The 21,536-nt window shown below is 73.8% G+C and carries 17 protein-coding genes; 10 read left to right on the top strand and 7 right to left on the bottom strand.

The features are described from left to right. Position 1: 1 nt before the first annotated feature. Both EV378_RS01905 and EV378_RS01900 read right to left on the bottom strand, forming a co-directional pair. Positions 2-796, bottom strand: a complete 795-nt coding sequence (locus EV378_RS01905; protein WP_243653221.1) for an enoyl-CoA hydratase-related protein — start codon at positions 794-796, stop codon at positions 2-4. 1 nt (position 797) lies between these two features. Then, positions 798-1,772 carry an LLM class flavin-dependent oxidoreductase gene (locus EV378_RS01900; protein ID WP_165922102.1) on the bottom strand — a complete coding sequence of 325 codons (975 nt, stop codon included), beginning with the start codon at positions 1,770-1,772 and terminating at the stop codon, positions 798-800. Between the two features lie 151 nt (positions 1,773-1,923). On the opposite strand from EV378_RS01900, the gene EV378_RS01895 reads away from it, so the two are divergent. Together EV378_RS01895 and EV378_RS01890 are read left to right on the top strand one after the other, a co-directional pair. After that, on the top strand, positions 1,924-2,214 hold the full coding sequence (locus tag EV378_RS01895) for a Dabb family protein (RefSeq protein WP_132421035.1): 291 nt from the start codon (positions 1,924-1,926) through the stop codon (positions 2,212-2,214). 155 nt (positions 2,215-2,369) lie between these two features. Then, positions 2,370-2,825, top strand: a complete 456-nt coding sequence (locus EV378_RS01890) for a hypothetical protein (protein ID WP_132421034.1) — start codon at positions 2,370-2,372, stop codon at positions 2,823-2,825. Between the two features lie 111 nt (positions 2,826-2,936). On the opposite strand, the gene EV378_RS01885 is transcribed toward EV378_RS01890, so the two are convergent. The 4 genes from EV378_RS01885 to EV378_RS01870 all read right to left on the bottom strand — a co-directional run bounded on the left by EV378_RS01885 (position 2,937) and on the right by EV378_RS01870 (position 7,467). Continuing rightward, complete coding sequence (locus tag EV378_RS01885; RefSeq protein ID WP_132421033.1) at positions 2,937-5,408, bottom strand: FtsX-like permease family protein; 2,472 nt, start codon at positions 5,406-5,408, stop codon at positions 2,937-2,939. Next, a complete protein-coding gene (locus EV378_RS01880; RefSeq protein WP_243653220.1) occupies positions 5,408-6,112 on the bottom strand; it encodes an ABC transporter ATP-binding protein in 705 nt (234 codons plus the stop codon). The genes EV378_RS01885 and EV378_RS01880 overlap by 1 nt, the downstream gene beginning before the upstream one ends. Continuing rightward, complete coding sequence (locus EV378_RS35750) at positions 6,109-6,774, bottom strand: M15 family metallopeptidase (protein WP_243653219.1); 666 nt, start codon at positions 6,772-6,774, stop codon at positions 6,109-6,111. The genes EV378_RS01880 and EV378_RS35750 overlap by 4 nt, the downstream gene beginning before the upstream one ends. Positions 6,775-7,257: 483 nt before the next feature. Beyond that, a complete protein-coding gene (locus EV378_RS01870; protein ID WP_132421031.1) occupies positions 7,258-7,467 on the bottom strand; it encodes a hypothetical protein in 210 nt (69 codons plus the stop codon). Between the two features lie 501 nt (positions 7,468-7,968). Here EV378_RS01870 and EV378_RS01865 point away from each other — a divergent pair. Further along, positions 7,969-8,295: a hypothetical protein gene (locus tag EV378_RS01865; RefSeq protein WP_132421030.1), complete on the top strand. Its 327-nt coding sequence runs from the start codon at positions 7,969-7,971 to the stop codon at positions 8,293-8,295. A 192-nt stretch (positions 8,296-8,487) separates the two neighbouring features. Continuing rightward, a complete protein-coding gene (locus EV378_RS01860) occupies positions 8,488-8,688 on the top strand; it encodes a cold-shock protein (protein ID WP_132421029.1) in 201 nt (66 codons plus the stop codon). A 164-nt stretch (positions 8,689-8,852) separates the two neighbouring features. Here the strand turns inward: EV378_RS01860 and EV378_RS01855 are convergent, their stop codons facing one another. Beyond that, a complete protein-coding gene (locus EV378_RS01855; RefSeq protein WP_132421028.1) occupies positions 8,853-9,608 on the bottom strand; it encodes a TetR/AcrR family transcriptional regulator in 756 nt (251 codons plus the stop codon). 120 nt (positions 9,609-9,728) lie between these two features. On the opposite strand from EV378_RS01855, the gene EV378_RS01850 reads away from it, so the two are divergent. The 6 genes from EV378_RS01850 to EV378_RS01825 all read left to right on the top strand — a co-directional run bounded on the left by EV378_RS01850 (position 9,729) and on the right by EV378_RS01825 (position 21,536). Beyond that, complete coding sequence (locus EV378_RS01850; RefSeq protein ID WP_132421027.1) at positions 9,729-10,706, top strand: ABC transporter substrate-binding protein; 978 nt, start codon at positions 9,729-9,731, stop codon at positions 10,704-10,706. A 7-nt stretch (positions 10,707-10,713) separates the two neighbouring features. Next, positions 10,714-12,450, top strand: a complete 1,737-nt coding sequence (locus EV378_RS01845) for an ABC transporter ATP-binding protein (RefSeq protein ID WP_132421026.1) — start codon at positions 10,714-10,716, stop codon at positions 12,448-12,450. Further along, positions 12,447-14,219: an ABC transporter ATP-binding protein gene (locus EV378_RS01840; protein ID WP_132421025.1), complete on the top strand. Its 1,773-nt coding sequence runs from the start codon at positions 12,447-12,449 to the stop codon at positions 14,217-14,219. Before EV378_RS01845 ends, EV378_RS01840 begins: the two co-directional genes overlap by 4 nt. Positions 14,220-14,332: 113 nt before the next feature. Beyond that, a complete protein-coding gene (locus tag EV378_RS01835) occupies positions 14,333-15,217 on the top strand; it encodes an aspartyl/asparaginyl beta-hydroxylase domain-containing protein (protein WP_207908547.1) in 885 nt (294 codons plus the stop codon). A 5-nt stretch (positions 15,218-15,222) separates the two neighbouring features. After that, entirely contained in the window at positions 15,223-20,382 is a 5,160-nt protein-coding gene (locus EV378_RS01830) for a non-ribosomal peptide synthetase (RefSeq protein WP_132421023.1), read from the top strand. After that, a complete protein-coding gene (locus tag EV378_RS01825; RefSeq protein ID WP_132421022.1) occupies positions 20,379-21,536 on the top strand; it encodes an acyl-CoA dehydrogenase family protein in 1,158 nt (385 codons plus the stop codon). The genes EV378_RS01830 and EV378_RS01825 overlap by 4 nt, the downstream gene beginning before the upstream one ends.

The following is a 21,536-nucleotide window of genomic DNA, read 5'->3' as shown; positions in this document are numbered from 1 at the left end:
GTCATCGTCCGGTGTAGACCGGCGTGCGGCGCTCCAGGAACGCGTTGACCGCTTCCTTGGAGTCCTCGTAACCGGAGAGCTCACGGGTGAGGGCTTGCTCGAACTCGTAGCCGGACTTGAGGTCCCGGTACTCGATGCCGTTGAGGCTGCGCTTCGCGAGCCGGAGCGTGACCGGGCTGTGCCGCGCGATCGAGCGCGCGACGTCTCCGGCGGCCTCGAGCAGACGATCCTCGGGGACGATCTCGGCGATGCCGCCGTAGGGCAGGAGCTGCTCGGCGGTGTAGAGATCGCCGGTGTAGTGCATCAACCGCACCATCCCCTCCGGCACCAGCCGCGAGAGGTGCTTCGCGCCACCCAGGACTCCGACATTCACCTCGGGGGTGGCGAACCTGGCCCCCTCAGCGGCGATGACGAGGTCACACGAGGCGGCGATCGCCAGTCCGGACCCCACTGCGACGCCGTGGACCGCCGCGATCACCGGGTAGGGCGAGTCGTAGATCGCCCAGAACGCCTCGCGCGCCAGCTGCAGCCGCTCCGGTGCGTTGTCGGGGTCGAGGGTCTGGAACTCGGAGAGATCGTTGCCCGCGCAGAAGTGCTTCCCGCGGCCCGCCAGCACCACGACCCGCGCGTCGGGAAGGTGCTCGGGCACGTTGCGGAAGAAGGTGCGGATCTCGCTGTAGAGCTGGTGGTCCGTCGCGTTGACCGGCGGTCGGTCCAGCCACACCGTGGCGATCGGGCCGTCCGAGCGCCAGTCGAGGAAGTGCAGGTCCGGCATCGTGGTCGGGTTCTCCTTCACGTCAGCGGTGGTAGGCGGCGGCGACCGCCTCGAGCTCGCGTGGGATGTCGTGGCCTGCTGGCTGGAAGTGCACCCAGTCGCAGCCGGCCTTCTCGAGCTCGGCGAACCGGTCCCGCCACTGGTCACGGCTCAGCGCGAGCCCGGCTGTGGTGATCACGTCCCCGGTCACGAACGGGCGGTCGACGTCGTTGACACCCACGACGTGCCGGTCGTGCAACGCGATGTGCCGGACGTTCTCGGGGATGCGGTCGTAGGCGGCGGCCCAGACATGGCCGCCCTCGCCGAGCAGCTCGTCGATCACACCGTGTTCGACTGCCCAGTGCAGGAACAGCCCGGCGCCGTGGCCGGCGGCGTCGATCACGCGCTCGGAGCCCGGGTCCTCGCCCTCGTCGAGCACCGTGCCGATGACCATCATCATCTGGGGGCCGAAGTCCGGCTCGGGGGCCGTGATCCGCATCAGCTCCGCACCCAGTTCCTTCGCGACCCGGGTGCCTTTCGGTCCCTCGCCCGCGACTCCCCATGCAACCGTGACGGGGAGGGTCGGGCCGAAGCGCTCGTCGGGCTGGATCAGCTGCATGATCGCGCCGTCCCACTCGACCTGCTCGCCGCGCAGCAGGGCCCGCACGATCTCGGTGTAGTGCTTGACGTCGGCCCACGGCACCGGCGGCCTGCCCATGGCCAGCCGGCCGGTGAAGCCGCTCCCGACCCCGATCATCACCCGGTCCGGACCTGCCGCGTACACCAGCGTGGTGATCGCCGCCGCGGTGACCATCGGATGACGCAGGCTCGGGATCAGCACCCCGGGCCCGAGCACGATCCGGTCGGTCCGTTCCGCGGCCTGGTTGAGGATCATCCAGACGTCCGGGTACAGGGCCGGCGAGTCGTAGCAGAGCGCTCTCTCGTAGCCGAGCTCCTCGGCGATGCGGACGTGCTCCGGCGTCTCCAGCGACGTGGCGAACGAGCATCCCAGCTTCATTGTCGGGTCTCCCGGTCGAAGGGTTCGGGAGCTGGAAGTTAGGAGCCCCCAGGCCCGTGTGTCAATAGCTGCTAACTTGATAGTTGACCTATAGGCCTGTTCAAGAGCACGATGTCCATCATCGTTCACCCAGAGAGTCGGAGGTCTCGTCATGCTCGTGCACTGCCTCACGATCGGGTTCGCGGAGTCGGCCACTGCGGCCGACGTCGAGGCGTTCCGGGACGCGGTCGCGCGGATACCGGCCCAGGTCGACTTCCCCCTGCGCACCCGGCAGGGGCCCGACCTAGGAGAGCGTGAGACGAACGCCGACTACGCCGTCGTCAGCGAGTTCGCTGACGCAGACGACTTCCGGAAGTACCTCACCCACCCCGCTCACGTCGCGGTGCCTCGGGATCACATCAAGTCCGCACACAGCGTTCAGTTCCATGTCGAGGAGGGCTGACAGCGCCGCTCGGGCGGCACCGCTGCCTCCGGCTCGGCGTCCGGCGCACGGGTCTGTCCGATCAATGCCGGTCACACCGTTGATCTGACACTCCCCGTGAGGACACCCGCACCAATGGCGTCGTGGCAGGCGCATCCTTCAGTAGCGTCTCGATCGTGGGGTTCTCGTCGCTCGGGCTGGTCGTGAGCATCGCGGTGCTCGCCCCCAACCTCCTTCTTCTCCGGTTCCCGCCCCGCGGCCGGAGGGGCCCCGCTCACGTGCCGCGGGCACTGGAGTGGCTGGAACGTGCGGGGCAAGCGCTGTGCCTGGTTGTTCCCGCGATCACAGAACCAGGGAACATCGTCTGGTGGTGGGCGCTCCCGGCGGCTGGCGCGCTCGTCGCGTACTACGCGCTATGGACCCGGTACCTCGTCGGGGGATGCCGGGTCTCACTGCTGTACGACCGCGTGTGGCTGATCCCGGTCCCGATGGCGATCCTGCCGGTCGTGACGTTCCTCGCCACAGCAGCATGGCTCGGCAATCTCTGGATCGCGGTCTCCGCCCTCGTCCTCGCGACAGGACACATACCCGTGGCAGTCATCACCAGCCGCAACGCCCGACTCACGAACTGAGCGGCTCGACCTCGACCCGTTCGCGCCTGGGGGACTGTCGTTCCACAGGACAGGAGCGGTCGGTGCACCCGAGCGCGACTGAGCGGAGCCCCAGGACTGCTCGGCGCCGACTCAGTCCGGCGACAGCCCTGCTGCGGGTGCGACGCGTGCGGCACGGTGGGCCGGCAGGATCGCGGCGAGGGGGCCGACCAGGACGGCGCCGACCAGGACGGCGCCCAGCGACATCCACGGGACGACGATGGCCGCCTCGGTGAGCGCCGGTCGCACGACCGCCCGGTAGGCGGCCCACGCGAACCCGATGCCGAGCACCGTGCCGAGTGCGGTGGCCACCACGGCCAGTAACAGGGCCTCGGTGGCCAGCAGCCGTCGCAACCCGCGCCGGGTGAGCCCGAGCGCTCTGAGTAGGGCGTGCTCGTGGGCGCGTTCGAGCGCGGACAGGCCGAGCGTGTTCGCGATCCCGACCACGGCGACGGCCAGCGAGACCCCGATGAACGCCAGCAGCGACCAGGTGAGGACGTCCAGCTGCCGGTCGCTGACGGCGCGCACCTGCAGGCGGTCCGAGAACTGCGCGTCGACGGTGCCGGCCAGGTCGTTCAGAGCACCGGTGAGGCGGAGCCGGTCGGCGTCGTCCGCGGTGCGGACCCAGAGGACGTGCGGCCGGGGCGTGTCGGTGAGCTGCGCCAGCGTCTGCGGCGCGACGACGCCCGCCCGGCCCCAGCCGCCGAGGCGGACGACCGTCAGCTCGACCTGTCGGTCGCCTGCCCGGACGGTGACCCGGCCGCCCGGTGGGATGCGCAGTTCGGAGTGTGGGCCGCGGAACGCCTCGTGGTCGAGGACGATCGTGCCGGGCTGAACGTGGGTGAACTCGCCGCCGTCGCGGGCGACCTTCCCGGCGTCGGGTGCGGCGACGACGGCGATCGGCGCGTCCCACGCGCTGATCCGGGCGACCGCCCCGTCGACGACGAGGGTCTGTTCGACGCCGGGGATGCTCCGCACCTCGTCGGGCAGCTCCGCGGGCAGCGGCCGGTCCAGCGAGGCGAGCGTGGCGTCGATCGGGAGGCGGGTGTCGCGGTGGTCGTCCATCGCGGTGCGCCACGTCGCCATCCCGGTGAGCACGGCGACGGCCAGCGTGACGCCGACCATCAGGGCCGCGGTGGTGGTCGCGGTCCGGCGCGGGTTGCGCACGGCGTTCCGGGTCGCCGGGCGGGCACCGGGACCGAGCAGCGTCCCGGCGACGCGGACCAGGGGCGGGACGAGCCGCGGGCCGACCAGCAGCACGCCGATGAACAGCGTTGCGCCACCCGTGAGCATCAGGACCCGGTCGTGGCGGAGCACCGCGGCCGCGAGCAGTGCGAGCCCGGCGACGAGCAGCAGCGCGGCCGTGGCGAGCCGGACGCGGCCGGTGGCGGTGCGGGCGTCGAGAACGGGTTGCGGGCGCAGGGCCGCCAGCGGGTGCACGCGGACCACGAGCCGGGTGGGCAGCCATGACGCGCCGAGCGTGACCAGCAGGCCCAGCGCGAACGCGCCCGCGAGCCACGGCACCGGCAGCGCGGGCACAGCCAGCGGGGCGCCGAGGACGGCGACCAGCCCGTAGCCGAGCCCGACACCGGCCAGCGTCCCGGCCAGCGACGCGAGGGCGCCGACGGCGGCCGCCTCGTGACGGACCGACCCCGTCACCTGGCGACGGGTCGCGCCGACGCAGCGCAGCAGCGCGAACTCGCGCTCGCGCCGGGCGAACAGTACGGCGAACGTGTTCGCGATGACCAGCGCCGAGACCAGCAGCGCGGCGCCGGTGAACACGACCCCCATCACGGCGAACGCGTCGGTGCCGTTGTTGAGCCGGGTCAGGGAGTCGGTGACGTAGCGCATCGCCGGGATCGCGACGGTGCCAGGCGGGAGCGGCCCGGGGTTGCCGCGCACGGCGATCTCGCCGACGTGGAACGACGGGTGGCCGCGCCACTGTGCGTACTGCGCCCACGTGACGTACAGCGACGCCTGGGTCCAGGTGGACGGCGACTCCACGAGCCCGACGACGGCGAGGTCGGTCGTGCCTGCACCGCCTGCGCCACCACCGACGCCGACCCGGACGCGGTCGCCGACCGCGATCTTCTGCGACTGCGCGTCCCAGACGTGCATCACCGCCTCACCGGGGCCCGCCGGGAACCGGCCCGCGACGAGTTTCTGCCAGCGCATGTCCGGCGCGTCGGCGATCGGCCCCACGGTCGTCTCGCCCCGGCCGTCGCCTGTGCCGAGGGGAGTCCCGCTGCCGGTCTCGGCGGGCACCTGGACCCGGCCCGTCGCACCGGCGTCGTTCCCGAGGCGGTCGACCAGCCCGATCGCGACGGCCGGGTCCATCAGCTCGGGGCAGCACGCCGGGCTGCGGTGGGGGACGTCCGGATCGGCCTCGACGACGACGTCGGCCGCACGGAACGGCGACCCGTCGGTCTGCATGATCCCGGCCAGCGCCCCGGACACGAGCACGCCGACCACCGCGACGAACGCCACGGACACGGCGACGGCCACGCCGGCGGCGACGTAGCGGCGGGCGTAGGTGCGCAGTGAGGCGAGCACCACCGTGCGCATCACACGATCCGCCCGTCGCGCATCGTGACCACCCCGTCGGCGTAGCCTGCCGCGTCCCCGTCGTGGGTGACCATCACGACGGTCCGGCCGAGCTCGTGGGCCGACCGGCGCAGCTGCGCCAGCACACCCGCTGACGCGCGGCTGTCCAGGTTGCCGGTCGGCTCGTCGGCGAACACCAGGTCCGGCTCGGTGACCAGTGCCCTGGCGATCGCCACCCTCTGCTGCTGGCCACCGGACAGCTCGGCGGGCCGGTGGGCGAGCCGGTCGGCCACACCGAGCGCGTCGGCGAGCTCGTCCACACGGGCGTCGTCGACCCGTGCGCCGCCCAGCTCCAGCGGGAGGACGATGTTCTGCCGTGCGGTGAGCATCGGGAGCAGGTTGAACGCCTGGAACACGAACCCGACGTGCGTCCGGCGGAACTCGGACAGCGCGTCGTCGTCGAGCGTGGCGAGATCGGTGCCCGCCACCGTGACCGCGCCGCCGTCCGGCCGGTCGAGGCCGGCCATGCAGTGCATCAGCGTGGACTTGCCGCAGCCGCTGGCGCCCATGACCGCGGTGAAGCGGCCACGCGGGAGGTCGAGGTCCACGCCGCGCAGGGCGTGCACCTGCCCGCCGCCCCGGCCGTAGGTCCGGGTGAGCGACCGCGCACCGGCGGCCGTCGTGTGCCGGTCGGGATCGGACAGCGAGCGGAACGTGCTGGTCACGGCTGCATCCTCGGGTCGTGGGTCGGATCGGCGTACGGGGTCGGGCAGCCGTCGTCGGCGGCGTCGGGGCGCAGCTCGTAGTGCCACGGCTCGTTGCGGTAGATCCGGCACAGCCCGTACGTGTCGCCGTGCCGGGACATCCAGGCGATGGCGTCGGAGTGTCCGATGTCGACGGCCTCGCCGGAGACGTGCAGTGAGGTGTCGGCGGTGGCGACCCACCGCGCGGCCTCGGCCTTCGAGCCGTACCGCGCGACCGCCTCCTCGAGCAACTGCTCCTGGTAGCGGGCGGAGCGCCAGCCGCTGGTCACGCGGACCGTGACCCCGCTGCGCGCCGCGTCCGTTGCCGCCCGGCGGAGCGCCGAGCGCAGGTCGGGATCCAGCCCGGTCACGGCCGGCACGTCGTCGGACACACCGACGCTGCCGGTCACGACGCCGTCGGCCACGCCGGGCAGAGCAGCACCACCTGCCGCCGTCCTCGGCGCCGGGGCGGCCCGGTCGGCCGGCCCGCCGCTCTCCGTCACCGGGGAGAGGTGTGGGATCAGTGCCACCAGCAGCGCGACGACGACGGCTGCGACCGCCGCGAGCAGCGCCGTCCGGGCCCGCCGCGCCGACAGCCGGCGGTTCGGGCGCCCCGCGGGGAGCGCCTGCGCGACGGGCCGCACCTGCCGGGGCGGGACGTGCTGACCGTGTCGGGCCGGCCATCTGTGCGGTGCGGGCGCGACCGGACCGTGCCGTGCCGGCGCGGCCTGTCTGCCCGGGGTGGGGGAGGCCGGGCGGCGCAGTGCCGGGTCCGGTCCTCGTTGTCGGGGCGGGGCCGGGCTGCGCGGGGCCGGCACAGGTCCTACTCGGCGACGGCCGACCGCGATCGGCTGCGTGCGGACGCGGTCGGGTGGAGTGGCGCACGGCCGACGGTCCGGAGCCACGCAATGCGCCGCACGCCGGGCGGCGCCGTCCGGTTCGCGATCGGTCATGCGGGGAGTCAAACGAGTCCGCTGTTGCCGGCGCGTATCCGTTTTTCGATATGCGGGCGATATCCCGTGCGGGGGTCGGGATCGTGGCCAGCCGAGCCATGGTGGCTACGATCAGCCCGGCAACCGAGTCCCAGGTTCTCGTGGTCCGGTACTACCGGACCCGCAAGAGTCGGATCAGCCGTCGTCGTTATCGGGATCGAGACGGCGAAGAATTGCGTCGTCTTTGCCCTCGGTCAGCAGGGCACTCTCGCCGTCTTGATGGTCGGACGGGGTGAGGCATCCGGGACATACGGTCTCACCCTCATCCGTCTGCCAGTTGCCGTACGCGGCCGAGTCGGAGTCGACAACTCGACCGCATCTGCCGCAGCGTTCGATGTTGGGCATCGAGGTGCCGTCCTTCCGTCCGGGCAGCCGAGGCCGAGACTCTGTCCGGCATGCCGTCTACTCCTGCGCAGACAAGCGTTCAGTGCAGGTGACAACTCTCTCGGATCGGAGCCCGCTGCACACCGGCGGCAACGCTCGGTGGTCCCACGGACTTTCCGACAGGTTCGGTGCTGACCGCAGCGACGACCCTACCCCAGGGGGCGGGGGCGACCGTGGACGTAATGACGGGGCCCAGCGTAGTCGGCCGGGCCCCGTCTTCGGACTGTCGTCTCGTCAATGATCCAGATGTTCGAAGGCTGTTCTGATAGATCACCCTCCGGCTCGTCTCGATCCGGTCGCCGTCCCTGTGGCGTTCACGACTGCCCTCTCTTGTGGCGCACAGAAGTATCCGGTCACTGCGGGTGGTGTCAAGACCCTTCCTCGGTCGCGCCGGACCGTGAGATCGCACGTCCGGCAGGGGGCAGTGCTGCATCCCTGAGCAGGAGGCGAGATCCTGGTCGGGTGAGTGAGAACCCGGTAGCGCTTGATCTCGACGACTCGGGGCTGGCCGCGGACCTGCCCCGCCCTGCCGATCGCCGCGACGCGGTCGGGGAGGTCCCGTTCCGTCCGGTCCAGTTCTGCGACAACGACCTGCCCACGGCCTTGGAACGGGCTGCGCGCTGGCTGCGTGACACGCAGGACTGGTTGGGAGAGCCGGTCGACGTGATCGCTGTCCACCTCGACTACGACGACGGCCCGGACGCGAGCTACTACGAGCTGAAGTTGCTCTGCAACGAGGAGGACCTGGCCGGAGCGCCGATCGCCCGCCGCGACAACACCACGAGCTGACCGCACGGGCCGTGGCGGCATCGAGGACGGGGAGGAGATCGGACGGGTGCCCTACCCCGACTCGACAACAAGAGCGAGGAGGGCCCGCACAGGCGGCGTTACCACCCGGGCCCCCGGGCGCCACCGATCCAGTCAGCAGGCGTGCGCCGAGTGGGTCCGCACCTCCGACGATCAGAATGAGATCGTATCGCCATGCACACCGGAACCGTGACCAGCTTCAACGCTCAGGCTGGCGTGGGCAAGATCGCCATGGACGACGGCACCACCGTCACCGTCAGCCGCGGAGACATCGATGGTGGCGGCGGTCAGAGCCTGCGCGAAGGTGAACGTGTCCGCTTCCAGCTGCAGCAGCACCCTGATGGGATGGCCGCCACCCACGTTTACACACTGTGATGGTGCGATCGATGTCGGCCCTGCCGTCGAGCTCTGGCGCGGAGCGCATCGCGACGAGTGTGCCTTCTCGCCAGGTGGGCGCCGGACATTAGCGAGCGGTCGCTCGCCGGCTCGTCGTCGACGCTTGAGCCGGTGATCTTGCTGCGCGACATCGCCCGGAGGCTCTACGGCCGAGCGTCGTGTGCTCGGACGTCGGCGGCGTCGGGGTCGGGTCTGGACAGGGTCGCCTCGATGCTGTCGAGCAGCCACTCGAATCCGGACTCGACGCGGTCGTCGAGTGTCATCACGCCGGCCGCCGCGGTGAGGGGCTGGGCATCCGGTCGTGCGGCGGCGTGGGTGTCCGTCACGACCTGCTCGAAGACGTCCGGCCCGCCCGCCGTGCGCCGGTGGGGGCGGATGTGGAAGTGGTACGTGGCGGCGACCCAGTTCGCGTACTCGGCGTAGAGCAGGCGGGCCCGGCGCGGCGCGAACCCGATGTCCGCGAACAGGGCGAGGCCCTCCTCGTGGGCCGTCAGCACCCGCGGTCCGACGGCGGCGATGCCTTCGACGAGCTGCACGTCGAGCACACCGGGATGGGTGTCGAGCCACTCGAACATCGCGTCGCGGTAGCGGCGCAGGTCGGCCCGCCAGTCGCCGGTGCGGGCGGGTACCGGGAGTGACTCCTGGGCCCGCAGCGTCGCCGCCTCCAGCAGCGCCGCGCGGGACGGGACCCAGTGGTAGATCGCCCGGACGGTGACGCCGAGCTCGCGGGCCACGCGGGCCATCGTCACGGTCTCGATCCCGGACCCGGTGAGCAGCGCCAGTGCTTGCTCCGCAACGACATCGGGGTCGAGGACGGGTCGGCCCGCCCGTTGCCGAGGGCGCTTGCGCAGTCCTCGTCCACCGACCGGGCGGGCGGTGCGGTCCGTGTCCGGAGTCACGGCCGAAGTCTAGGCGACGCTCATGTCAGGGGTATTGACTTCAGAGCAAGGTAAGCCTAATCATCACGCACCGGACGAAACGTCCGGTCCACGGCGGACCGGACATGGGGGGAGGTCCGGGTGTCTCGACGGTGGTGGCCGGCCGCGCTGGCGGTCGTGGGTGCGATGCTCGTCGCGGGGTGCGGCGGCGGGGGGACCGCCGATCCGCAGGCCGCGGCCGGGACGCGACCGGTCACGCACGAGCTCGGCTCGGTCGAGGTGCCGACCCGGCCGCAGAACGTCGTCGCGGTGGACGAGCTGGCCGGCCTGGCGGCCCTGTCGCACGGGATCACGCCGCGCGTCGTCTACACATCGGCGGGCGACGAGGGAGCCCAGGCCGTCCTGCGCGAGGCGGGCGTCGAGCTCGCCCCGGTCCAGGTCGCCGAGCTGCCGCCGACCGAGGAGCTGGTCCGCCGCGCACCGGACCTGGTGATCGGGACCGGCGCGCAGGGCGCCATCGGCACGTCGTACGCCGACGTGTCGAAGGTCGCGCCGACGATCGTGCTGCCGGTGTCCGGCGAGTGGCGGCAGATGACCACGAAGGTCGGCGAGCTGCTGGGCAACCCGGAGAACGCCGCCCGCCAGGTGACCGCGGTCGAGGCGCGGCTGCGGCAGGCCGCCGGCGCCTCGAACGGCCGGACGCTCTCGTTGCTGGGCAACTCGTTCGGCACCAACAACTTCACGATGCCGCAGAACGCGCCGATCTCCGCACTGATCCGCGAGGCGGGCTTCACGCGGCCGGCTCCGCAGCAGCAGACCGTCGAGGGCTACTCGATCGTCCTGTCCGCCGAGCAGCTCTCCGAGCACGGCGGTGACCTGGTCGTCGTCCCGGCGGGGACGTTCTACGACGCCGACGCGCTGCTCGCCATCCCGACCGCGAAGGCGTTCGCCCCGAAAGCCTCCCGGCCGCTGGCCGAGGCCTGGTTCGGGACCACGCCGTTCGCGTTCTTCGTCTCGGCTGGCGACCTGCGCACGCTGGCCACCGGGCAGGGCACGCTGAGCGACGCAGCCGCGGTGCCGCAGCTGTGGCGCGAGTTCACGGCGGAGTCCGCGGCGTGAGCCGGCCGTGACAGGGACGCTCGGGGCGCTGCTGCGCCCGGTCCGGTGGCCGATCGCGGCGGTGGTGGCGCTGTCCGGGATCGCGGCCGTGCTGGGTGTCGTGCCACTGGTCGCGGTCGTCGAGGCGGGACGGGCCGTCGTGGTCGACGGCCCGGTCGATCCCGCAGCGCTGTGGACGCCGGTGCTGGTCGCGGTCGCGGCGCTCGTCGCGCGGGCCGTGCTGGTGCCCGTCTCGTCGCTCGTGGCCCATCTCGCCGACGTCCGCCTCGGCGCCGATCTGCGACGACGGGTGGTCGACCGGCTGGGGCGGGTCCCGCTGTCCTGGTTCGGCACGGCCAACTCGGCGCGGGTCAAGGCCGCCGTCCAGGACGACGTCGGCGCCCTGCACCACCTCGTCGGTCACGCCGTGCACGAGGTGACCACGGCCGTCGTCGTCCCGGTCACGGTCGTGGCCTGGCTGCTCACCGAGGACCCGCTGATGACGGTCGTGACCGTGCTTCCCGCGGTCGCCGGGGCGCTCGCGATGCGCGCCGCGTCCCGGGGGACCGGTGAGCGGCTGGTCGAGTTCGGCGGTGCGATGACGGCGCTGGACGCCGTCGTCGTCGAGTTCGTGCGGGGCATCCGCGAGGTCCGCGCCGCGCACCCGGACGGCGGGTACCCGACCTACCGGACCGCGACCCGACGGTTCGGTGCGGCGCACCGGGAGTGGGGTCGGGCCACCTCGCGGGCGTCCGCCGCACTGGAGCTGGCCACGTCGCCGGTGACGGTGATCGTGGTGACGGCCGGGGCCGGGACCGCGCTCGTCGCGTCCGGGTGGCTCGCGGGCGGCGCCGACGTGCTCCCGTTCGTGGTCCTCGGCCTCGCCATCCCGACCCCGGTGCTGGCCGTCGGCTTCGGCTGGCAGAGCCTGCTGGCCGCGCGGGGTGCGGCCGGGCGGATCGCCGCGGTGCTCGGCGAGCCGGAACTGCCGGTACCCGACGACGGCGCGCGGCCGGACGGCTCCCGTGTCGTGTTCGACGGGGTCGGCGTCGACCACGGCGAGCACACCGCGTTGCGCGCGGTCTCCCTGACGCTGGAGCCGGGCTCGGTGACCGCACTCGTCGGGCCGTCCGGGGCCGGGAAGTCGACGCTCGCGAGGCTGCTGGCCCGCTTCGACGACCCGGTGCGCGGCGCGGTCACGATCGGCGGCACCGACCTGCGCGCGATGGACCGGGCGACCCTCTACGGGCAGGTCGCGTTCGTCTTCCAGGACACCGGCCTGATCGGCATGTCGGTGCGGGACAACGTCGCGCTGGGCCGCCCGTCGGCGACCGATGACGACGTCCGGTCCGCGCTCGTCGCGGCGCGGGTACTGGACGTGGTGGACGCGCTCCCGCGCGGGACGGACTCCGTGATCGGCGAGGACGCGACGCTGTCCGGCGGCGAACGCCAGCGGGTCACGATCGCCAGGGCGCTGCTGGCCGACCGGCCGGTGCTCGTGCTCGACGAGGCGACCTCGGCGACCGACCTGGAGAACGAGGCGGAGATCGGCGAGGCGCTGCGCACGCTCGTGGCGGGCCGCACGGTCCTGGTGATCGCCCACCGGCTGCACACCGTCATCGGCGCCGACCGGATCGTCGTGCTCGACGACGGGCGCGTCGTCGAGTCCGGCACGCACGACGAGCTGCTCGACACGGGCGATCTCTACCCGGCGCTGTGGGCCGCCGACACGCGGGACACCGTCGACGCGGGGAGGCCGTCGTGATCACCGACCTCCGCAGGCTGCTGGACGCCGCCGACCGGCGGCGCCTGGACCGTCTGACGGCCGGGCTCGTCGTCGCGGCCGTCCTGCACGGCGTCGTCGGCGGCGCGCTGATCGGCCTGCTCGCGGCCCTGCTGCGGGGACAGCTCGGGACGGCCGCGTGGTGGCTGCTCGCGCTCGCCGTCGCCGCAGGGGCGCACCACGTCGTCGTCACCGTCGAGCACGCGCGGGCCCGCGAGGTGTCCACGGCGCTGCTCACCCGCGTGCACGACGCGGTCGGCGCCAAGCTCGTGACGCTGCCCGGCGGCTGGTTCGGCCCGGCCCGTCCGGCCGAGGTCGCGACGCTGACCACGAAGACCGCGCTGGACGTCGCGAACGCCCCGGTGCACCTGCTCGGACCCGTCGTGTCCGCGTTCGTCACGCCCGCGACGGTCGCGCTGATCGCACTGGCGCTCGACTGGCGGCTCGGGCTCGTGCTGATCGCCGGCGCGCCGCTGTTCGCGCTCGGCTACCGCGTGCACCAGCGGATCGTCGAGCGCGACGAGCGCGTCTACGCGGAGGCCACGACGCGGACCACCGGGCGGGTGCTCGAGTTCGCCGACCAGCAGCCGGTGCTACGGGCGTTCGCCGGGACCGGCGCGCACGGCGGGTCCGTCCACCGCCCGCTGGCCGACGCCCTGGCCGGGCAGCGGACCGCGATGCGCGGCGTCGTGCTCGGCGCGGCGGGCGCGTCGATCCCGCTGGTGGTCGCGATCCAGGCGGTGCTGGCCGCGACGCTCGCGGTCGGCGCGCTGCTGGCCGTCGGCGGGTCCGTCGACGCCGGCGTGCTGGTCGGGCTGCTGGTGCTGGCCGTGCGGTTCTCCGAACCGCTCACCGCGGTCGCCGACGTCGCCGCGGGCCTGCGGATGGCGGCCGTCGGCGTGCGACGGGTCGAGCGGTTCCTCGCGACACCCACGCTGCCCGAACCGGACGACCCGTCCGCGCTCGCCGAACCCGGACGGATCCGGGTCGAGCTGCGCGACGTCGGATACGGCTACGAGCCCGGACGGCCGGTGCTGCACGGCTTCTCGTTCACCGCTGAGCCCGGGTCCCCGACGGCGGTGGTCGGCCCGTCCGGCGCCGGGAAGTCCACGCTGCTGCGCCTCGTCGCCCGCGGCGACGACCCGTGGTCCGGCTCGGTCCGGATCGGCGGCACCGACCTGCGCGACCTCGGGACGGCGGCCGTACTGCGGCTGGTGTCGGTCGTGGACCAGGACCCGTACCTGTTCGCAGGCACGCTGGAGGACAACGTCCGGATGGGCGCGACGGACGCCGTGGCGGCCGCGGGGCTCGACCGGGTCGCCGCGGCGTCGCGGGTGGACGAGATCGTGGAACGCCTGCCGCAGGGCTGGGAGACCCCGGTCGGAGAGGGCGGCGGGACGCTCTCGCGGGGCGAGCGCCAACGCGTCGCGATCGCGCGGGCGCTGTTGCGCGACAGCCCCGTCGTGCTGCTCGACGAGGTCACGTCCTCGTTGGACCCGACGAACGAGCAACTGGTCGGCGAGGCGGTCACCGAGCTGGCCCGCGACCGGGTGGTGATCGTCGTGGCGCACCGGTTGCAGACGGTGCGCTCGGCGGACCGCATCGTGGTCGTCGACGGCGGCCGGGTCGTCGACGTCGGCGACCACGACGAGCTCGTGGGCCGCCCCGGCGTGTACCGCCGGTTCGTCCGGAGCAGGCGGGCCGCCGCGGACTGGTCGCTGGTCGGGGTCGGACCACCGGGCGACCGGTAGCCGTAGGAGCAATGTCACGACGACCTTGCCCGTCAGATAAGGCAAGCCTAAGTTCATAAACTACTGACAACGCAAAGTGTCGACCAACTGGGGGTAGGACCGTGCGTTCCCACATGCTGGGTCTGATCGATTTCGACACCGACCGCCTCGCGGCCGATCTCGCCTATCTCGCCGCGGTCCCGCGCGGCGCGGAGGACTACGACGAGTTCAGCAACGGGATCTGGCAGAACGTCCAGCTGCGCAACGCGACCGGCAGCGTGGACGACGGTCTGTTCCGCGACGTCGACGGCCCGGCGCGGGTCACCGTGCACGGCGAGCGCACGGCCTACCTGACCGAGCTCGTGGAGCGGGTGTTCGACACCTCCCGGCTCACGATGGCCCGGACCCGGAACCTGGTCGACGGCATCGTCGTGCCGCACCGCGACTTCGTCGAGCTCGAGCGGGACTCGTCGCTGTACTTCCGCATCCTGATCTGCCTGCAGGGCAACCCCGGCGCGTTCCACTCCGAGGAGTCCGGTGTGGTCTCGATGCGAACCGGCGAGATCTGGTACCTCGACGCGTCGCAGGTCCACTCGGCGGTGAACTTCTCGCTCGACAGCCGCCAGCTGCTGTGCCTCGACTTCACGTTCGACGGCCCGTACGACGAGTCGGAGGTGTTCCGGGACACGGCGTTCCACCGGCCGTTCCTGGAGCCGTGCACACCGGAGCGGGCCGCGTTCACCGACGAGGCGCTGTCCGTGGTGCACCGCATCGCGGGGACGCTGAACCGGGGCAACTTCAAGGAGCTGGTCTTCCTCGTCTCGAAGCTGCACTTCGTCTACGACATCCCGGCCGGCCGCACCTACGACCTGCTCGACGAGCTCGCGCAGCGCTGCGGGGACCCGGCGCTGATCGAGAAGTCGGCCCGGCTGCGCGAGTTCATGATCGGCACCCGGACGCTGGGCGAGCGGTTCACGCTCAACGCCTGGGACGCGGTCGCCGCGGACGGTGCGCGGTGACCTCCGTGACCGGGTCGGAGGCCGGTCGGACCGCACGCTCCGAGCGGCTGGCGGCGCTGCGGTCCCGGCTGGCCTCCGGCGATCCCGCCGCGCCTGCCGGGGCAGAGGGAACGAGCGAGGGAACGGGCGAGGCGACGGCCGCGCAGCTACGGCTCTGGCTGGTGCACGAGACGGACCCGACCGGCGCCGCGCTGAACGTCGCGCTCGCGGCCCGTGTCGGCGCCGGCGTGCCGGTCGCGCGCTTCCGGGCGGCGCTGGACGCGGTCGTCGCGAGGCACCCGGCGCTGCGGACGCGCGTCCAGGCGACCGACGACGGGGACCTGCGCGCCACGGCCGACCTGCCGGCGCACTGTCCGGTGACGGTCGCCGGGGCGGAGGAGGACCTGGTCGCCGCCGGTGAGCGGGCCGTACGCACCCCGATCGACGTCGCGGCCGAGCACCCGCTGCGCGTCGTCGTCCAGGAGCGCGACGGCGAGGTCACCGGCTTCGTGCTCGCCGTCCACCACCTGGCGTGGGACGACGGCTGCTGGCAGCCGTTCTTCGACGACCTCGCCGCCGCCTACGAGGGCCGCGCGCTCGCCCCCGGACCCGATCCGGCCGTCGTCGCGGCCCGGATCGCGCCGTCCGGCACCGAACGCGACCGTCAGCGGGCGTACTGGCGGGAGGCGCTGCGGGACGCGCGGATGCGGGCGCTGCCCGGTGCCGTCGACGGCGCCCCGCCCGGACCGAACGCCGCCCACGAGATCGCCCTGCCGGAGCCCGTCGGCACGGGACTCGCCGAGGCCGCCGCCCGGCTGCGGGCGAGCCCGTTCGCCGTGCTGCTGACCGCGTTCCGGGCGGCGCTGCGGTCCACGCCGGGACCGCTCGTCGTCGCCGTGCCGGTGCTGCGCCGCGACCAGCAGGCCGCCCGCGACTGCGTCGCCTACCTCGGCAACACGCTCGCGTTCCCGTGCCGTCTCCCGGCCGATGCGACCGGGAGGGAGGCCGTGCGCGCCGTCGCCGACGACCTGCTCGGCGCGCTCGCGCACGCCGACCTCGACTTCGCCGAGCAGATCCGCATGGCGGGCCGCACCGGCGCAGGCGGCGGCGTCGAGGTCGGCGCGACGGTCGAGAGCACCGACGTCACGCTGTCGCTCGGCGGCGTACCCGCCGAGTTCCTCCCGGTCCGCAGCGGGATCTCGCACTTCCCGCTGATGCTCATCGCACGCGACGACGGCGACGCCCGCTGGACGCTGCGGTTCGAGCACCTCGCCGAGCTGGTCGACGCCCGCACGGTCGCCGGGCTGGCCGAGGCGACCGTGTCCTACGTGGACGCGATCGTGTCCGACCCGGACGCCGTCCTCGTCGCGACCGCCCGCCGCCGGGACGCCGCCCCCTCCGACCGGCCGACCGCCGTGGACCTGATCGCCGCGCAGGTGGCTCGCGTCCCGGACGCCCCGGCCGTCACCGCGGGCGGGCGCACCCGGACCCACGCCGAGCTGTGGGCGTCCGCCGGAGCCGTCGCCGCGGCGCTGCGGGCGCGTGGCGTCGGGACCGAGAGCGTCGTCGCGACCGTGCTGCGACGCTCCCCGGACGCGGTCGCCGCGACGCTCGGCGTGCTCCGCTCGGGAGCCGCCGTGACCGAGGTCAACCCGGACCTGCCGACCGCCAGGGTCGGGCGCCTGCTCGCGTCCGCGGGCGCCGCGCTCGTGCTGACCGACCGCGCCGTGCGCGACGAGCACGCGGCGGTGATCGGCGACGACCATCTGGTCGTCGACGCGCTGACCGGCGCGGCGGAGGGGGACCTGCCTGCGCCGCACCCGGACGCGATCGCCTGCGTGATCCACACGTCGGGGTCGACCGGCACGCCGAAGCCGGTCGCGCTGAGCCACGCCGCGCTGGGCGACCACCTGCGGTGGTTCCTCCCGACGCACTTCGACAGCGGCACGCCCCGCTGGCTGCAGACGTCCGCGCCGGGCTTCGACATCGCGCTCGGCGAGGTGCTCTGCACGCTGGCCGCGGGCGGCGAGGTGATCGTGGCGCCGCCCGGCGTGGAGCGCGACCCGGACGCGTTCGTCGACGCGATCGAGGACTCGGACGCGAACATCGTGCACGCCGTGCCGACGCTGCTCGAGCACGTACTGCGGTCCGCGCAGGACAAGGCCCTGCCGGAGCTCGGCATGCTCAGCTGGATCCCGGTCGGTGGGGAGCCGTTCCCCGGTGGGCTCGCCGACCGGTTCACCGCGGCGTTCGGCGGGATCGGACTGTCCAACTTCTACGGTCCGACCGAGACCACGATCTGCGTCACCGGCACCCGCATCCACGGCCGCCAGGGCGACCGGACGGTCGGGCTCGGCGGCCCGAAGACCGGCACCGACCTGCACGTCCTCGACGAAAGGCTGGAACCGGTGCCGGACGGCGCCGTCGGCGAGCTCTACGTGCGCGGCGACTCGGTCGCGCGCGGCTACCACGGCCGTCCGGCCGCGACGGCCGAGCGGTTCGTCCCCGCCGCGGGCGGGACGCGCCGCTACCGGACCGGCGACCTGGTCCGGCGGAGCCGTTCCGGTATCGAGTTCGTCGGCCGTGTCGACGACCAGGTCAAGATCCGCGGCATCCGTGTCGAGCCGGGCGAGATCGAGGCAGCGCTGCGGGAGCGTCCCGAGGTGCGGCAGGCCGCCGTCGTGATCGCCGGGGACGAGATCGCCGGATACGTGACGCTGCAGGGCGGCGGCACGGATCCCGATGCGGGCGAACGGATCCGGCGCGGCGTCGCCGAGACGCTCCCCGGTGCGCTGGTCCCCGCCCACGTCACGGTGCTCGACGCGTTCCCGGCCACGGCACACGGGAAGATCGACCGGAGCGCGCTGCCCGCGCCGCTGCGCCCGGCCGCTCCGGAGGGCCCGGACGAGCCGGAGGACCAGCGGGCGGTCACCGCGATCTTCACCGACGTGCTGGGCCGCGACGACGTGACGGCACGCGACTCGTTCTTCGCGCTCGGCGGGCACTCGCTGCTGATCATGAAGGTGGTCGCGGCGGTCCGGGACCGGCTCGGCGTCCGGATCTCGGTGCGCGACCTGTTCGACGCGCCGACGCCTGCCGGGCTCGCCGCGCGGATCGCGGGGTCGTCGGCCGTTCCGGAGGAGCCCGTGGCGCCGGACGTGCCGGCGACGCGGCCCGAGCACCCGCCGCTGACCGCGGCCCAGCGCCGGATCTGGGTGATCGACCAGATGAGCGGGCCGAGCGCGACATACGACGTGCCGCTCGCCGTCGAGCTCACCGGGCCGCTGGACGCCGACCGGCTGGCCGGCGCCGTCGCCGACCTCTGCGACCGGCACGAGGTCCTGCGCACCCGCTACCCCGAGCGCGACGGCGTCGGTTGGCAGGACGTGACGGCCGGGCCGCCGGTCGTGGAGCGCCTCGACGTGACGCCGGACCGGCTGGACGAGACCGTGGCGCGCCTCGGGTCGGTCGTGTTCGACCTGACCCGGGACGTGCCGGTGCGCGTGACGCTGCTGCGCGTCGGCGCCGAGCACCACGTGCTGGTCCTGGTCGTGCACCACATCGCCTGCGACGACCGGACGGCGCGGATCCTGGTCGACGAGCTCGCCGAGCTGTACGCGGCGCGCGTCGACGGCTCGGCTTCCCCCGCATCTCCGGAGGCGCAGCTCGTCGACCTCGCACTGGCCGAACGCGCGGTCGCCGAACTGCCGTCCACGGTCGAGCGCCGCGCGCGCCAGGCCGCGTTCTGGCGGGACGCGCTCGCCGACCCACCCGCGGTGACGGCCGTGTCCGCCGACCGGTCCCGCCCGGCGGAGCCGACCGACGACGGCGGGCTGGTGACGTTCCGGCTCGATCGCGAGCTGCGCGGCGGCGTCGAGCGGCTCGCCGCCGCGACGGACTCGACCGCGTTCCTCGTGCTGCAGACGGCGCTCGCGACGCTGCTGGCCGGCCGCGGCGCCGGCCCGGACGTGCTGCTGGGGACGCCGTGCTCCACCCGGCCGCCGGGGGACCGGACGCCGGGACTGTTCGTCAACATGATCGTCCTGCGGACCGACCTGTCCGGGGCGCCGACGTTCCGGACGGCGCTGGGTAGGGCGCGGGAGTTCGCGGCCGGTGCCTACGAGCACGCGGACCTGTCGTTCGAGCGCATCCTCGACGCGGCCGGCGTGGACCGCTCCGGCACCGCGCACCCGCTGTTCGGCCAGATCGTCCAGCTGCGGGAGGAACCGGCGGGCACGGTCGTGCGGGGCGGTGCCTCCTGGGCGGTGCGGCCGCAGGTCGGCGCCACCGCGAAGTACGACCTGGCCTGGGACCTCGAACCGGACCCCGACGGCGGCTACCGCGGCGAGGTGGTGTTCCGCCGTGACCTCTACGACGAACGCACCGTCACCGGTCTCGCGGAGTCGCTGTGCGCGGTCGTCACCGCGGCCGTCGCCGATCCCGATGCGCCGCTGGCGGAGGCGATCGACGCCGCGGCGGACGGGTCCGGTGTGGACAGCGGCGCCGGCGCCGAGGCCCCGTGGGTCGACGACGTGTCCGGCGTGGACACCGACGCGATCGCGGAGGCGTTGCGGGAGCTGTCCGAGGTGGACGACGTCGTGGTGGTCGCCGTGGACGGCGGGCGGGCCAGGGGGCTCGTGGCGTATGTGACGCCCTCCGATCCGTCCACCCCGGACCCCGCCGAGGTCGAGGCCGCAGTGCGGCGCGCTGCGGCGCAGCGGCTGCCCGCGCAGCTGGTGCCCGGTGCGGTCGCGGTGCTCGACGAGCTGCCGCGCACCGCGTCCGGCGACGTCGACACGGCGGACCTGCCGCCGCCCGCGAAGATCACGACGGGCACGTTCGACCCGCCGGGGACCGACGCCGAACGGGCGCTGGCCGAGCTGTTCGGATCGGTGCTCGGCGTGGACAACGTGGGGCGCGGGGACAGCTTCTTCGCGCTCGGCGGGGACAGCATCATGTCCATCCAGATCGCCAGCCGGGCCAGGGGCCGGGGCTACCCGATCTCCGCCCAGCTCGTGTTCCGGAACCCGACGGTGGAGGCGCTCGCCGTGGCGGCCGTGGAGGCCGCCGACTCCGGGGCGGAGCTCGTGACGGCCCCGTCGGCCCCGATGAGCGCGTCCGGGCTGGACGCGGACACGCTGCTCGCGCTTCTCGGCGAGACCCCGGACGCGAGGAGCGGGCGGTGAGCGCGGCAGCGCGCCCGGACGGGTTCGACGGCGATGCGGCGTTCACGAACGAGCTGCTCGACAAGCTCGTCGACGAGCTGGTCACCCGCCCGCTGGCCGACCGGGAGCGCCCGGACGGCTGGGCGCTCGGCCTGTTCCGGCAGTCCGGAGGGCCGGGCCTGCTGATCCCGCGCTCGGCGGGCGGACTGGGTCTGACCTGCCGCGAGGCGGTGCGCGTGCACGCCGCGGTCGCGGCCGTGGCGCCCTCGGTCGCGGTGGCGACGATGATGCACCACCTCGCCGTCGTCTCCCTCGTCGAGCACATCGGGACACGCCACGGCGAGGACGCGCCTGCCTGGGCGCTCGTGCGGGCGATCGCGACGCGGCGCTACCTCGTCGGGTCAGCCTCGTCGGAGGCCCGCACCGGTCCGGGTGCGCTGGTGCCCAGGGCCACGGCGCAGCGCACCGCGGACGGCTACGTGCTCGGCGGCAGCAAGAAGCCGTGCAGCCTCTCCCGGTCGATGGACCTGCTGACCTGCACCGTCGTCGTCCGCTCCGACGGGCCCGACGACGGGACCGTCGGCCTGGCCGTCGTGCCCGCGTCGATGCCGGGGATCCGGGTCGAGCCGTTCTGGGGCTCCCCGGTCCTGGCCGGTGCCGAGAGCGACGAGATCGTGCTCGACGACGTCGCGGTGCCGCGGGCGATGGTGCTCGCCGGCGGCCCGGTGACGCACGCGATGGACGAGCTCGGCCTGCGGGCCTGGTCCTGGTTCGAGGTGCTCGCGGCGGCGACCTACCTGGGTGTCGCGGCCGGCCTCGTGCGCCGGGCGGCGGCCGGCCCGGACTCGCGCGGTGCGGGCGACCTGGTCGCGGACCTGTTCGCGTGCCGCGCGGCCGTCGACCGCGCGGCCGACGAGTTCGACCGCGGGCAGACCGGGAACGACGGGCTGGCCGTCGCGCTGCTGGCCCGCACGGCGGTCGAGACCCGGGCGCCGGACATCGCAGCGCGCGCCGTCGCGCTGCTCGGCGGCGGGACGTTCGCGACCGACCCGGACCCGCAGTACCTGCTGTCCGTGACCCGCGCACTCGCGTTCCACCCGCCGCACCGGGCCCGCAGTGCGCCCGCCCTGGCGGGCTGGTTCACCGGCGCCGAGTTCGACGCCGACGTGTTCTGA

Origin of the sequence: Pseudonocardia endophytica, from assembly GCF_004339565.1 — a bacterium.
GTDB classification, from domain to species: domain Bacteria; phylum Actinomycetota; class Actinomycetes; order Mycobacteriales; family Pseudonocardiaceae; genus Pseudonocardia; species Pseudonocardia endophytica.
Note: the sequence above shows the minus strand (reverse complement) of the source record. Positions and strands in the feature narration are given on the sequence as shown.

Coding starts and splice junctions, on each gene's coding strand:
- EV378_RS01900 (WP_165922102.1), bottom strand. CDS start 1,772: ATGAAGCTGGGATGCTCGTTCGCCACGTCGCTGGAGACGCCGGAGCAC.
- EV378_RS01895 (WP_132421035.1), top strand. CDS start 1,924: ATGCTCGTGCACTGCCTCACGATCGGGTTCGCGGAGTCGGCCACTGCG.
- EV378_RS01885 (WP_132421033.1), bottom strand. CDS start 5,408: ATGCGCACGGTGGTGCTCGCCTCACTGCGCACCTACGCCCGCCGCTAC.
- EV378_RS01870 (WP_132421031.1), bottom strand. CDS start 7,467: ATGCCCAACATCGAACGCTGCGGCAGATGCGGTCGAGTTGTCGACTCC.
- EV378_RS01860 (WP_132421029.1), top strand. CDS start 8,488: ATGCACACCGGAACCGTGACCAGCTTCAACGCTCAGGCTGGCGTGGGC.
- EV378_RS01835 (WP_207908547.1), top strand. CDS start 14,333: ATGCTGGGTCTGATCGATTTCGACACCGACCGCCTCGCGGCCGATCTC.